12 protein-coding genes are annotated in these 13,077 nt (G+C 62.1%); 8 read left to right on the top strand and 4 right to left on the bottom strand.

Going from position 1 to position 13,077, the window contains the following annotated elements; all coding sequences use genetic code 11:
- The first annotated feature begins 55 nt into the window (after window positions 1–55).
- Window positions 56–637, top strand: coding sequence for a DUF5610 domain-containing protein (locus tag AC07P1_RS13065; protein WP_494696214.1), 582 nt, complete (start codon window positions 56–58; stop codon window positions 635–637).
- 95 nt (window positions 638–732) lie between these two features.
- Here the strand turns inward: AC07P1_RS13065 and pyrF are convergent, their stop codons facing one another.
- Window positions 733–1,554 carry an orotidine-5'-phosphate decarboxylase gene (gene pyrF / locus AC07P1_RS13060; RefSeq protein WP_494696213.1) on the bottom strand — a complete coding sequence of 274 codons (822 nt, stop codon included), beginning with the start codon at window positions 1,552–1,554 and terminating at the stop codon, window positions 733–735.
- A 99-nt stretch (window positions 1,555–1,653) separates the two neighbouring features.
- Between pyrF and AC07P1_RS13055 the strand changes: the two genes are divergently transcribed.
- From AC07P1_RS13055 to AC07P1_RS13045, 3 genes are all read left to right on the top strand, one after another.
- A complete protein-coding gene (locus tag AC07P1_RS13055) occupies window positions 1,654–2,415 on the top strand; it encodes an SDR family NAD(P)-dependent oxidoreductase (protein ID WP_494696212.1) in 762 nt (253 codons plus the stop codon).
- Window positions 2,416–2,661: 246 nt separating this feature from the next.
- Window positions 2,662–3,129, top strand: coding sequence for a VanZ family protein (locus AC07P1_RS13050; RefSeq protein ID WP_494696211.1), 468 nt, complete (start codon window positions 2,662–2,664; stop codon window positions 3,127–3,129).
- Window positions 3,130–3,542: 413 nt separating this feature from the next.
- Window positions 3,543–3,995, top strand: a complete 453-nt coding sequence (locus tag AC07P1_RS13045) for a hypothetical protein (RefSeq protein ID WP_494696465.1) — start codon at window positions 3,543–3,545, stop codon at window positions 3,993–3,995.
- Here AC07P1_RS13045 and AC07P1_RS13040 read toward each other — a convergent pair.
- Window positions 3,992–4,903, bottom strand: coding sequence for a TraB/GumN family protein (locus AC07P1_RS13040; RefSeq protein WP_494696210.1), 912 nt, complete (start codon window positions 4,901–4,903; stop codon window positions 3,992–3,994). The genes AC07P1_RS13045 and AC07P1_RS13040 overlap by 4 nt on opposite strands.
- Before the next feature lie 294 nt (window positions 4,904–5,197).
- Between AC07P1_RS13040 and AC07P1_RS13035 the strand changes: the two genes are divergently transcribed.
- Window positions 5,198–6,205, top strand: a complete 1,008-nt coding sequence (locus AC07P1_RS13035) for an LLM class flavin-dependent oxidoreductase (protein ID WP_494696209.1) — start codon at window positions 5,198–5,200, stop codon at window positions 6,203–6,205.
- A gap of 262 nt (window positions 6,206–6,467) precedes the next feature.
- Entirely contained in the window at window positions 6,468–7,646 is a 1,179-nt protein-coding gene (locus AC07P1_RS13030; protein ID WP_494696464.1) for an MFS transporter, read from the top strand.
- 143 nt (window positions 7,647–7,789) lie between these two features.
- Here AC07P1_RS13030 and AC07P1_RS13025 read toward each other — a convergent pair whose 3' ends face one another.
- Together AC07P1_RS13025 and AC07P1_RS13020 are read right to left on the bottom strand one after the other, a co-directional pair.
- Entirely contained in the window at window positions 7,790–8,683 is an 894-nt protein-coding gene (locus tag AC07P1_RS13025) for a family 43 glycosylhydrolase (protein WP_494696208.1), read from the bottom strand.
- Between the two features lie 124 nt (window positions 8,684–8,807).
- Window positions 8,808–10,439 (bottom strand): M28 family peptidase, encoded by a 1,632-nt coding sequence (locus AC07P1_RS13020; RefSeq protein WP_494696207.1) that lies wholly within the window; start codon window positions 10,437–10,439, stop codon window positions 8,808–8,810.
- A gap of 141 nt (window positions 10,440–10,580) precedes the next feature.
- Between AC07P1_RS13020 and gluQRS the strand changes: the two genes are divergently transcribed.
- A complete protein-coding gene (gluQRS, locus tag AC07P1_RS13015) occupies window positions 10,581–11,504 on the top strand; it encodes a tRNA glutamyl-Q(34) synthetase GluQRS (protein ID WP_494696206.1) in 924 nt (307 codons plus the stop codon).
- Between the two features lie 29 nt (window positions 11,505–11,533).
- On the top strand, window positions 11,534–13,075 hold the full coding sequence (locus AC07P1_RS13010; RefSeq protein ID WP_494696205.1) for a CYTH and CHAD domain-containing protein: 1,542 nt from the start codon (window positions 11,534–11,536) through the stop codon (window positions 13,073–13,075).
- Window positions 13,076–13,077 lie beyond the last annotated feature (2 nt).

The following is a 13,077-nucleotide window of genomic DNA, read 5'->3' as shown; positions in this document are numbered from 1 at the left end:
ACAGTTATTCTAAAAACTGCCGATAATTCAAGGGTATTCCAACCGGAGCAATATCATGGCTACTCCCGTCTCAGTTACAGCAGGCAGCACGGCCGCCAAGGCCGCACCACTCCAGACAAAGGACGTCCAGGCCAAGGACGAGAGCACGATGTCGGTCGGCGCCAAGGCCAAGGCGCAACTTAACGCTTCCATCGTACAAGCTTCTTTGACGGTATCGTTGAAATCTTCCAACGAACCGATGTCGGTCGTGCTGAAAACGGCGCTGACCGGCATCAACGAGGCGCTCAAGGACGACTTCGGCGACAACGCCATCCAGAACGCCGTGTCGCAGGACAATACACCGGAAGGCACCGCGAGCCGCATTGTATCGCTGTCGACGGCATTTTACGACGCGTTCAAGCAGCAGAACCCGGGTGTGGATGAAGAGACGCTGCTCAACAAGTTCGTCGATACCTTGAAAAAGGGTGTCGACCAGGGCTTCGGCGAGGCGCGCGATGTACTGGAGGGACTGAAAGTGCTGGGTGGCGATGTCGCCAGCAATATCGACAAGACCTACGAATTGGTACAGAAGGGATTTGAGGATTTCATCGCCTCGCGCCTGGCGAAGCCGGCGGAAACATTGCCCAAAACGGATTGAATCACCAGAAACGCGGGAAATCACGTAGGGCGGATTAGCGAAGCGTAATCGGCCATGCATGCGTCGCGGCGACGCACGCATAGCCACGACAACAATCACCCGCGATGCAGATTAATGGCGTCCCGCGTCTCCAGCGCCACACGGCGCGCGGCGGACGCGAAATCCTCGCCCGCCTGTGGCGCCGCATACAAAATCGCGCGCGACGAGTTGATCATCATGCCAGCGCCAGCCCCCGTCTTGCCCGATTTAACGGTGGCCGCGATATCGCCGCCCTGCGCGCCGATGCCCGGCACCAGCAATGGCATATCGCCAACAATCGCCCTCACCTGCGCCAACTCCTCCGGAAAGGTCGCCCCCACCACCAGCGCGCACTGACCATTGGCGTTCCACTTCTCCGCCACCAGGCGCGCGACGTGCTGGTACAGCGGCTTGCCGTCCACGTTCAGGAACTGCAAATCCGAACCGCCGGCATTCGAGGTACGGCACAGCACGATGATGCCGCGATCCGCCCACTCCATATACGGCTCAACCGAATCCGAACCCATATACGGGCTGACGGTGACCGCGTCGGCGCCATAACGGTCGTAGGCCTCGCGCGCGTACTGGCGCGCGGTGGCGCCGATGTCACCGCGCTTGGCGTCCATAATCACCGGAATATGCGGATAGTTCTCGCGCGCATAGGCGCAGATTTTTTCCAGCTGGTCTTCCGCGCTCAGGGCGGCAAAATAGGCGATCTGCGGCTTGAACGAGCAGGCCAGGTCGGCAGTCGCGTCGATGATCTCGCGGCAGAAATGATAAATACCTTGCGGGTCCTTCTGGAACCGGGCCGGCAGCTTGGCCATGTCCGGGTCCAGGCCCACGCACAGCAGGGAGTCGTTGGCCGTCCACGCGGCAGACAATTTGTTGATGAAATTCACGACGCACCTTTTAATCTGTTGCAAACCCTCTATTGTAACGCGCCACCGGCGGGCTGTTAAAATTTGGCCTCCATCCCCGAACGCTCAGAAAGCACTCCTATGAAATTATCCCAAAAAGTCGCTATCGTGACCGGCGCCACCCAAGGCATAGGCTTGGCGTGCGCCCAACGCCTGATCACCGAAGGCGCGAAAGTCATGCTGGTCGATATCAAACCGGAGGGCGAGCAAGCCGCCGCCGCGTTGGGCGGGCAGGCCCGCTTCTTCGCCGCCGACGTCAGCCAGAAGGCCGATGTCGACGCGCTGGTCGCCGCCACCATGGCCGCCTTCGGCCGTATCGACATCCTGATCAACAACGCCGGCGTGACCCACGCCGCCGATTTCCTCGATGTCACCGAGGACGATTTCGACCGCGTCATGCGCATCAACCTGAAATCGATGTTCCTGTGCGGCCAGGCGGTCGCGCGCGAGATGGTCAAGCAGCAAAGCGGCTGCATCATCAATATGTCCAGCGTCAACGCCGAGCTGGCGATCCCGAACCAGGTGCCCTACGTGGTGTCCAAGGGCGCGATCAATCAACTGACCAAGGTGATGTCGCTGAACCTGATCCCGCACGGCATCCGCGTCAACGGCATCGGCCCCGGCACCATCCTGACGGAACTGGCGAAGAAAGCGGTCATGTCCAGTCCGGAAGCGCGCAACACCATCTTGTCGCGCACGCCGATGGGCCGCTGCGGCGAGCCGGAGGAAGTGGCATCGATCGCCGCCTTCCTCGCCAGCGACGACGCCAGCTATATGACCGGACAAACGCTGTATGTCGACGGTGGCCGGCTGGCCTTGAATTACACCGTCCCCGTTAAATAAATCGTTTAAATGGAGAGTTATGCGCCTGCCTGATGTCTGGTATCTGAAACAACAATTAGACACATATCTGACGCAGGCCCATAATTACACCTGTCTCCACTATTCTCCTCCAAGAAAATAGTTTTAAGCCCGCTTTAACCAGCGGGCTTTTTTTTGCCCTTTTTTCGCTGGTATTGTTTTTTGTCATGGCCGCGTCATATTGCCGCCCTATACTCATTACATCTTAAGTACATGCAACCGATAGGCATGACTGAAGAAAGGTGCACCGGGATCCTGGTGCACCACTCCCCATTTCGCGCAGTGCGTGGTATTGTCTGGTTTATGATCAAGCAATTACTTCTGACTTCATCCCACGCCAAACTGCGCTACCGAACCGCCATCTTCCTGTATCTGCTGATTCTGATTTTCGGCTCGATTCCCGGCGCCCGCCAGGATATCGGCGAGGTCGCGTCCGGCGTCTTGCTGCACTCGATCGCCTATGCGGGCCTGGCCTTCCTGATCTTTACCGGCGGCACGGGCAGCCCGGCACAACGCGGCGGCAAGGCCGTTCTCACCATCGCGGCCATGGGTGCCGTGGACGAGCTGGTGCAAAGCTTCCTGCCCTACCGCCATGGCGCTGTTTCCGATTGGCTGGTCGACTGTAACGCCGCCCTCCTGACTTCGCTGGTCATGTGGGCCTTGTGGACGCGTTTCCGTACCCAGCCGCAAGCTTAAGATCGGGACTGACATCGGCGGGAAAACTTCTGCCGCCGCCGGTCGCCGACTCCACATCCAAACGCATTTGCTGCAGTTGCTCGGCTTGGGCCACGCGTACCAATCCGTGCAATGCATGAGTGAGCAAATGCCTGCAGCGGGGATCCTGCTTTTCCCCACAGGCTAGAGTGATTAACTCTTCGATAATAGTGTCTGTCACGCGTGTCAACATATCGATATCCTTTAAAGTGATACCGAACAATTATTGTCTGTAGGTAGCATGTTTCAATTGATGTACATCAATTGTGGCGGGATAGTCTGGAACAAAAAAGCATCGCGCCTCTCTCACCCAAGTGGCTGGCCACTTTGATTAACCAACGGGGAGGCAAAAAATGTACATCACCAGGCAAAATAAATGGGTTGCAGTTGTATGCATGGCGGCGTTGGCGGGATGCGCTTCGGACCGGATGTCCGACAGCTCGTCCAGTGCCAACACCGGCTATACCGCGCCGGGCACCACGGCAACGTCAAGCACCGGCGAAACCGGCAGCAGCACCGCTGGAACCGGCACGGGCAGCATGGGGACTACCGGCAGCAGCGGTAGCACGGGAACGATGGGCAGCACCGCCGGCGACACCAGCTCCGCGCAAACCTCGTACGGAACGGTGCAGGCCATCGATCAGATGCAGCGCCAGGATGTGGGCGCGGGCGCGGTGGGCGCGGCGGCGGCGGGCGGCACCATGGGCGGTTCGCCGACCGACCGGGTGTACCGCGTCACCGTACGGATGGAAGACGGCAGCAGTCAGCTGGTAGTGGTCGATTCCATGCCTGGCTACAAAATAGGGGACCGGGTCCGCTACAGCAACGGCACCCTGACGCCCTATTAATACAACTGTTCTACCTGGTAGCCGCGCCGCTTGAGCAACTGCGGCAGGCCATCGTCACCAACCAGATGCAGCAGGCCAACGCCGACAAAGGCTACTTTGTCCTGCTGCATGATGCGTTCGATATTGGCGGCCATTTCAGGATTCCGTTTGCCCAGCAGCACCCGCTGCATGAAGCCGGCCGAAATGGAATCGCCGGTGGTGGCCGAGTGCCATGCCGCCTTGATGCCTGGCGCGTCGGCGGAACTCCACGCGTCGATCAACGCCTGCGACTTCTTCAACGACGAGCCGCTGGCCAGGTCGGCCAGGCTTTCCACCAAATATTGCTCTTGCTGGCGCGCGTCCAGCATGTCGAACAAGCCCAGCTGATATTCGGCGCTTTCCAGTTCCTGCACGGTCTTCTCCTGCTTCTGCGCGGCCGCCAGCAGCGCGTATTCCACCGCCTGGCTGCGCCGGTATCCGTGCAGGTCCAGCTCCGACCCGACCAGCAGGTTGGCGATCAGCCACGGCTTGTAGTGCTGCACCGACTGCAGCGACAAGCCCGCCTTGGCCAGCGCCCCGACCATTTTGTTCAAGGTGGCCGGGCTCAGATGGTTCTGAACGACATCGCCGTCCGGATAGCGGCCATGACGGGCCAACGCCTTCTGGAACGGCAAATCCTGGCGAATGTCCAGTTCGATCACCAAAGTGTTAGAAGCCAGCAGCGCCCGCGACGCCTCGGCGTCGAGCGGGTAAAAACCATCTTTGCCGACATGGATGGTGCCAAACAAATAACTTACCTTACCTTCATGACTAATCCGGTACAACTGACCGCGACGCTGCGAACTTGTCTCGCTCACACCCGCCGCGAACACGGCTTCGCTGACAAAACTGAGCAACAATGCAAACAAGATGACAAGTTTCTTAGGCATGCGAATTCCCGACGATAGCAGGAGATGCCATCGAAATAACATTATTTAAGAGGAGTGGGAGCAGCGCGGCGTGGCGCTTTACTGTTTCCAATAGTAAATCAGGAAGGCGCTGGAGAAAAACTTTTTGTGAAATTTGGCGCGACTGTCGGCAAATTAAACACACTTAAATAGCAGGGAAATAATAAAAAAGCTGTGCAAAAATAAAGATATTGGCGCTTTAACATGGGTTCACTAAAACCACATGCTCGCCAAGGGCTTCATTGAAAGCTGTGCGATTGGCCCGATATGTTAATCATGATCCCATTTTCCATACTCGACCTCGCCCCGATCGCCGAAGGCAGCAACGCTTCCGCATCGTTCCGCAACACACTCGACCTCGCCCAACACGGCGAGCGCTGGGGTTATCAGCGCTACTGGCTGGCAGAACACCACGGCATGCCGGGCATCGCCAGCGCCGCGACCGCCGTGGTCATCGCCCATGTGGCCGGTGGCACATCGACCATCCGCGTCGGCGCCGGCGGCATCATGCTGCCCAACCACGCGCCGCTGGTGATCGCCGAGCAGTTCGGCCCCCTGGAAGCGCTGTATCCAGGCCGCATCGACCTCGGACTGGGCCGCGCGCCCGGCTCCGACCAGACCACCGCCCGCGCACTGCGCCGCACCCTGGAAACGGACGCGGACGCCTTCCCCCAGGACGTGCTCGAGTTACAAGATTACATGTCCGACTCGCCGCGCCAGCGCGTGCTGGCCGTGCCCGGTAAAGGTGCCAAGGTGCCGCTGTGGATACTGGGTTCCAGCACCTTCGGCGCGCAACTGGCCGCGCACATGGGGTTGCCGTTCGCCTTCGCCTCGCACTTCGCGCCGCAGATGATGATGCAAGCGTTGACCTTGTACCGCGCCAATTTCCAACCCTCGGCGCAACTGGCCAAACCTTATGTCATGCTGGGCTTTAACGTCTTCGCCGCCGACACGGACGAGGAGGCACGCCTGCGCGCCACCTCGATGCAGCAAGCCTTTGTCAACCTGCGCACCGGCAAGCCATCGCGGCTGCAGCCGCCGCAACCGGGCTATCTGGAATCGCTGGGGCTGCCGGAGCGCGCGATGCTCGACTCCGTTCTGTCGTGCAGCGCGATCGGCGCGCCGGAGACGGTCGGCCGCCAGTTACAGGAGTTCATCAACCGCACCGGTGCCGACGAGCTGATGATCACCTCGCAGATCTTCGAACACGCGCACCGGCTGCGTTCGTATGAAATCACCGCCGAAGTGCACCAGTCACTGAAGCGCGCCGAGGCCGGCCTTTAAGCAAGGGCATAGACGGTAGATTCCATGAGGAACCACGTTGGGCGGATTAGCGCGCAGCGCGTAATCGGCCATTGATGAGCCGCCGACGGCACATCGATGGCCGATTACGGCGTTCCGCCTAATCCGCCCTACGTGTGTCCGTGTCTCCATGACAATTTCAGCTTGCTCAGCAACATTTTGCGATCGCCGGTAGAATTGCCGCCTGCAAAATGAAGGAGCACCCGTGAGCCAGTCCCACGCCCAGCAAGATCTCTCCCCCGGCATGGTCTGGCTGTTCGCTGTCGCGACCGGTCTGATCGTCGCCAACCTGTACTACGCGCAAACCCTGATCGGCCCGATCAGCCGCGCCACCGGCCTCGCCCCAAGCGCCGCCGGCCTGATCGTCACCCTCACGCAAGTCGGCTATTGCGCCGGACTGCTGTTTATCGCCCCGCTCGGCGACCTGGTGGAAAACCGCCGCCTGATCTTCATCGCTTTGCTGACCAGCGCGGTCGCCTTGCTGGCCACCTCCGCCATCAGCGATCCCGGCCTGTTCCTGCTGGCCGCCTTTTGCATCGGCCTCGGCACGGTCGCCGCGCAAATCGTCGTGCCGTTCGCCGCCCACATGTCGCGTCCCGAAACACGCGGCCAAACGGTCGGCAAGGTCATGAGCGGCCTGATGATGGGCATCATGCTCGCCCGTCCCGTCGCCAGCCTGATCGCCGACGCCTTGAACTGGCATGCCGTGTTTGTCATTTCCGCCGTCACCACCACCGCCCTCGCCTTCCTGCTGCGCGCCCGGCTACCGCAGCGCCATCCGAACTCCGGCCTGCATTACTTTGAACTATTGGGTTCGATGTGGCACCTGCTGAAGAGCACCCCCATCCTGTGCCGGCGCGCCGCCTACCAGGCCTGCATGTTCGGCGCCTTCAGCCTGTTCTGGACCAGCGTCTCGCTCGAGCTGACGGGGCCGTACTTCCACCTCAGCCAAACCGGCGTCGCCATTTTCGCGCTGGTCGGCGTCGCCGGCGCGGTCGCCTCGCCGATCGCCGGCAAGCGTGCCGACCAGGGCAAAAGCCTGTCGACCACGTTTATCGCGTTCTCGCTGGGAGCCGTGGCGTTCCTGCTGCCGCTGGCGATACACGCCAACCGTATCGTCGATCTGGGCGTGCTGGTGCTCACTTCGATCTTGCTGGACATGGGCGTCTCGGCCAGCCTGGTGACGGGGCAGCGGGCGATCTTCGCGTTGCCGGCGGAGATACGCGCGCGTTTGAACGGGCTCTACATAGCGTTGTTCTTCATGGGAGGAGCGATCGGCTCGTCGCTGGGCGGCTGGATGTTCGCCGCGCACGGATGGCGCGGCGTGTTGTGGGCGGGGTTGGTGTTTCCGCTGGTGGCGCTATGCGTTTTCGCCAGCGAACCCGGGGTCAGGTCCACCATTGCTACACGGGCTGGACGCTAACGACGCGAACCCGCGAGCCCGGGGTCAGGTCCACCATTGCTACACGGGCTGGACGGTTAGGACATTGGCGGCTCGGTGGCGGATTACGGCGTTCCGCCTAATCCGCCCTACGTGTCTCCGGGGTTATTCGACGTTTCTGGGCTTTATTTACGGTGCATCTTGCCGTCGGCGCTGTATTCGATTTCCTGCATCAGGATCGAGCGGCGATGGTCGCCGCCGCCGGGCAGCACATTGTCGTGGTAGAACAGCAGCGTCCTGCCACCATGCTCCAGTATCGCCTGGTGATTGGTCGATATCTTCAGGAAGTCGATCAGCACGCCGCGATACTCAAACGGCCCCAGCGGCGACTTGCCGGTCGCGTAGACGATCTGCCCCGGCCAGCCGGTCGAGAACGAGAAGTAATACAGACCCTTGTGCTGATGCAGGAACGGCGCCTCGCCGTACGCGGTCTTGGCCGGGAACTTGTCCACCACCACATTCTTGATGCCGCCCACCGCGCTCTTGAGGTCGGCGGACAGCTCGACCACCTTCGGCACGCGCGTGCCAAAGTACAAATAAACACGCTTGTCCTTATCGATAAACACGGCGGGATCGATCGGCTCGTCACCGGCATTGGCGTCGCGCGGCGTCTCGACCAGGGGCTTGCCGATCAAATCGACGAACGGCCCCATCGGGCTATCGCTGACGGCCACGCCGATTTGCTTGCCACCGACCGGCGCGAAGAAATAGTATTTGCCGCCGTGCTCGACCGCTTCCGGCGCCCATGCTTTGGCATCCGCGCTGGCCCACTTGAAAATACTGGCGGGCAAAGTCGGACCGTGATCCTTCCAGTTCTTCAAATCGGGGGACGTCAGCACGCGCCATGAGGTCGAGTCCCAATACTTGCCCGAGTTGTTCTGATCGTCGGTCGCGTAGACGACGTACTGTCCGGCGAAAAAGTGCGGCGATGGATCGGCTGCGAAATTCTTCGTCAGCAAAGTTTGCGCGCTTGCGCAGGCGCTCGCTGCCAGCAGCACGGTGGCCAGGATAGTTTTCATGAAGTCTCCAATATTCTTATTGAGACAATGGTAAAACTGATAATGACCGCCGAGATATAACTTTATTGAGTTCTGCCATAAAAAAAGCGGCCCGAAGGCCGCTTCCCTGTAAAACATCCAGCGCTTACTTGACGTTGCGCGGCTTGGCGAATGCGTCGCCGGCCTTCCATTCAGGCAGCTTCGGGCTGTCGGCGATCATGCGGCCCAGGTTCAGCGTGTACTGCGCCATCTGCACCATGCCAGACAGATCCCAGTTGGCGTCGTATTCGTCGCTGACCTGGTGGTAGCGCTTGCCATAAGCGTCCGCCTTCAGCTTGGAGCCGGCCGGATCCTTGATGTATTCGCGGCCGCCGTCGATCGAAAACGCCGGCACACCCTGCTTGGCGAAACTGAAGTGGTCGCTGCGGAAATAACCGCCGGCCAGATCCGGTTCAGCCTTGGCGATGTGCATGCCCATGGCCTTGGCGGCGGCCTCGGCCATCTTGCCCAGTTCGGTGCGCTCGCTGCCCTGGGTGCCGATGTCGCGCGTGGCGCCGACGAAATTCAGACTATCGAGGTTCAGGTTGGCGGCGGTCTTCGCCAGTGGCCACAACGGCGCCGTCGCGTACGCGGCGCTGCCCAGCAGGCCCTGCTCTTCGGCGGCGACCCACAGGAACATCTGGCTGCGCTTGGCCGGCGCGCGCACCGCCTGTTGCGCCATCGCCAGCAAGCCGGCCGTGCCCGAAGCGTTGTCTACCGCCCCGTTGAAGATCGTGTCGCCGGTGTCGCCTTGCTTGCCCAGGTGATCGTAATGCGCGCTGTAAATGACGACTTCATCCTTCAGCTTCGGATCGGTGCCAGGCACCACGGCGGCAACGTTGAACTGCTCGACCTTGCGCACGGCAGCCTTCATTTCGCCGCTCAGTTTGGCGGCCAGCGGCACCGGCTTGAAGTCCTTGCGCTCGGCGGCGGTGCGCAGCGCGTCCAGATCCTGGCCGGCGGCCTTGAACAAGGTGCGCGCCGTGTCGTCGGTGATCCAGCCCTGCAGCTCGGTACCGAGGGTGCCGGCCGCCAGCTGGAAGCGCTCCACGCCGGACCAGCTGTTCTGGATCACGCTCCAGCCGTACGACGCGGTCGGCGTCGTATGGATCAGCAGCACGCCGGCGGCGCCCCGGCGCTTGGCTTCCTCGAACTTGTAGGTCCAGCGGCCGTAATACGTCAGGCCCTTGCCGTTGAAACGGTTCGGCTGCTCGGCGCTCGGCTGCGGATCGTTGACCATCATGACCAGGATCTTGCCTTTGAGGTCGGCGCCCTTGAAATCGTCCCACTGCTCGTCCTGCGCGGTGATGCCGTAGCCGACGAACACCAGGTCGGCGTTGAAGCTGTGCGCGGCGGTCGCGTCGCCCGGCGCGAACACCCAGTCCTTGCCAAAGCTGATCGGCAGCGCCTGGCCGCCCGCTTCCAGTTTCAGCGTGCTTTCCGCCGGCAGCGTTTTGACGCCGGCGATCTGCACCGCCTGGCGATAGCTGTCGCCGTTACCGGGTTTCAAGCCCAGCGCCAGCGACTGCGTTTCCAGATAGGAAACGGTCAGGTCGGCACCGCGCTGGCCGGTGCCCCGGCCCTCCAGCAAATCGCTGGACAGGAACGCGAGGTGCGCGCGCAGGGGGGCTTCCTGCACCACGGCAGCGGTTTTGCCGCTGGCCGCGTGTGCGGGGAAAGCCAGCGCCAGGCTGATGGCCAAGGCGGAGGCAACAAAGGATGGGGTCATTTTTTGCATGATGTCCTGAAGGCGTGGATGATGAAGGCGGCTAAAGAATGCGGCTAACTTTAGCGCGCGCACATTGTAAGACATTTGCCGAGGCCGCCGAACGCCATCCATTGCGCAGCGCAGCATAGTCCGCCGCGTTAAAATGGCGTCATGACCGACCGCATCGCTACTGCTGACAACTACATTGGCCGCTTCGCGCCCTCGCCCACCGGCCCACTGCACATCGGTTCGCTGGTGGCGGCCATGGCCAGTTATCTGGACGCCAAAGTACACAACGGCCAGTGGCTGGTGCGCATCGAGGACGTCGACGGCGACCGCAACGTCCCCGGCGCCGACCGGCACATCCTGGCCTCGCTGGAACGCTGCGGCATGCGCTGGGATGGCGAGGTCACCTGGCAAAGCCGCCGCACCGGCCTGTATGAGCAAGCACTGGCGCGGCTCGGCGACCTGATCTACCCCTGCGGCTGCTCCCGCAAGGAAATCGCCGATTCGCAACTGAGCCTGACCGGCAGGCAGGCGCAGGCGCTGATCTACCCCGGCACCTGTCGCCACGGCCTGGCGCCCGGAAAGAGCGCCCGCGCGCTGCGCCTGAAAGTGCCGCAATCGCCGCACTGCGTGATCGGCTTCGACGACCGCTGGGCCGGCCGCGTCGGCCAGGACCTGACCGACGAGGCGGGCGACTTCGTCATCAAGCGCGCCGACGGCTTCTGGGCCTATCAACTGGCGGTGGTGGTCGACGACGGCGACCAGGGCGTGACCGACATCGTGCGCGGCGCCGACCTGCTCGACTCGACCCCGCGTCAAATCTATCTGCAACAGGCGCTCGGCCTGCCGCAGCCGCGTTACCTGCACGTGCCGGTGGTGGTCAACGAGCTGGGCGAAAAATTATCCAAGCAGACCGGCGCCCTGGCCTTCGACAACGGCGCGCCGCCGGACTTGCTGCTGCAACAGGCGCTGCTGCCGGCCGCGCGCTTCCTCGGCATGGATTTCCAGGCCGACACGATCGAAGCCTTCTGGCGGGCAGCCACCCCGGCCTGGGCACAAGTTCTGCGGAATCCGCCTATTTCGCGGTAGTCTCGACCTCGCTCAAGCCCGGAAGAGCCGTGCGCCGCCAGCCCGGATTTTTCATCTACACTGGCGCCATGGAAGTCGAACTCAAACTACTACTCGCCCCCGCCGACAACGAGGCGCTGATGCGCCACCCGCTGATCGCCGCCCACGCCAGCGGTCCCGCGCGCGCGCAACAGATGACTGCGCGCTACTTCGATACGCCGGACCTGCATTTCCTGCACCACGGCGCCGGCCTGCGCGTGCGCAACGTCGGCGAGGAATGGATACAGACAATGAAGGCCGGCGGCAGCGTGCAAAGCGGCTTGCATAGCCGCAATGAGTGGGAATGCCCGGTGGACCGTGCCTGGCCGCGCCTGGGCCGCCTGCGCAAGCTGATCGGCAACGATCCGCAGTGGCGGGACATGCTGGACCTGCCGGACCTGAAGGAACGGCTGGAGCCGCTGTTTCTGGTGGAGGTCGAGCGTCACACCTGGGATCTGGAAATCGAAGGCAATTCGATCGAGCTGGTGCTCGACCAGGGCCACATCGAGCGCCACGGCCGCAAAATCGACATCAACGAGATCGAACTGGAACTCAAGGAAGGCGAACCGGCCGCGCTGTACGCCTTCGCGCTGGAACTGCACAAGCAAATCCCCCTTCGGCTCAGCAACATCAGCAAGGCCGAACGGGGCTATCTGCTATGCCGCCAAACCGGCACCGCGCCCTACCGCGCCCAGGCCCTGAGCCTGGACCCGGACAACACCGTCGGCGAGGCGCTCAAGACCATCCTCGACAACTGCCTGCAACACATCCAGCGCAACGAGGAGGCCGTCATCCACGGCGACGATCCCGAGACCTTGCACCAGATGCGCGTCGGCCTGCGCCGCCTGCGTTCGGCGCTAAAACTGTTCGACAACGTCGCGCCCTGTCCGGAAACGCTGGCGGCCGACATCGCCTGGCTAGGCGCGGAACTGGGCGCCGCGCGCGACGCCGACGTGCTGCTGATGTCGACCTTGCCGCGCATCCAGTCCAACCCCGGCGGCAAGAACGGGCTGCGGGAACTACAAGCGCTGGCCCTGGCCGCCGCGCGCGGCTACCGCAAAACAGCCGCCAAGGCGCTGTTGTCGCCCCGTTACACGCAACTATTGCTGTCGATGGGCGTATGGATGCAACACATCGCCACGGACGTGCCCGACAGTCCGCTGCCGAAGTTCGTCCACTCGACGATGCAACGGCTGCACAAGCAATTGATCAAGCGCGCCAACCGCATGGACGACGATGACGCCGACGCCATCCACCGCACCCGCATCGCCGCCAAGCGCGCCCGCTATGCGCTGGAGTTTTTCCACTCGCTGTACCGGCAGAAAGGCTCGCGCCAATACTTGAAGACGCTGGCGGCGATCCAGTCCGAGCTCGGTCAACACAACGACCTGATCATCGCCGACCGGCTGTTGCAGGAAATGGCCGAGCAGCATCCGGACGCGGCCGACACCATCGGCTACGCGCGCGGCTATCTGCAGGCGTTGCAGTCGCAGAAGCCGGTCGACCTGAACCAGATCCGCGACACCTTGCACCACCTCAAGCTGCCGCACTAGTT

This window comes from Duganella sp. GW821-FHT07F09 (genome assembly GCF_059418705.1).
Note: the sequence above shows the minus strand (reverse complement) of the source record. Positions and strands in the feature narration are given on the sequence as shown.

Coding starts and splice junctions, on each gene's coding strand:
- AC07P1_RS13020 (WP_494696207.1), bottom strand. CDS start 10,439: ATGCAAAAAATGACCCCATCCTTTGTTGCCTCCGCCTTGGCCATCAGC.
- AC07P1_RS13025 (WP_494696208.1), bottom strand. CDS start 8,683: ATGAAAACTATCCTGGCCACCGTGCTGCTGGCAGCGAGCGCCTGCGCA.
- AC07P1_RS13030 (WP_494696464.1), top strand. CDS start 6,468: ATGGTCTGGCTGTTCGCTGTCGCGACCGGTCTGATCGTCGCCAACCTG.
- AC07P1_RS13050 (WP_494696211.1), top strand. CDS start 2,662: ATGACTGAAGAAAGGTGCACCGGGATCCTGGTGCACCACTCCCCATTT.
- AC07P1_RS13035 (WP_494696209.1), top strand. CDS start 5,198: ATGATCCCATTTTCCATACTCGACCTCGCCCCGATCGCCGAAGGCAGC.
- gluQRS (WP_494696206.1), top strand. CDS start 10,581: ATGACCGACCGCATCGCTACTGCTGACAACTACATTGGCCGCTTCGCG.
- AC07P1_RS13045 (WP_494696465.1), top strand. CDS start 3,543: ATGGCGGCGTTGGCGGGATGCGCTTCGGACCGGATGTCCGACAGCTCG.
- AC07P1_RS13040 (WP_494696210.1), bottom strand. CDS start 4,903: ATGCCTAAGAAACTTGTCATCTTGTTTGCATTGTTGCTCAGTTTTGTC.
- AC07P1_RS13065 (WP_494696214.1), top strand. CDS start 56: ATGGCTACTCCCGTCTCAGTTACAGCAGGCAGCACGGCCGCCAAGGCC.
- AC07P1_RS13055 (WP_494696212.1), top strand. CDS start 1,654: ATGAAATTATCCCAAAAAGTCGCTATCGTGACCGGCGCCACCCAAGGC.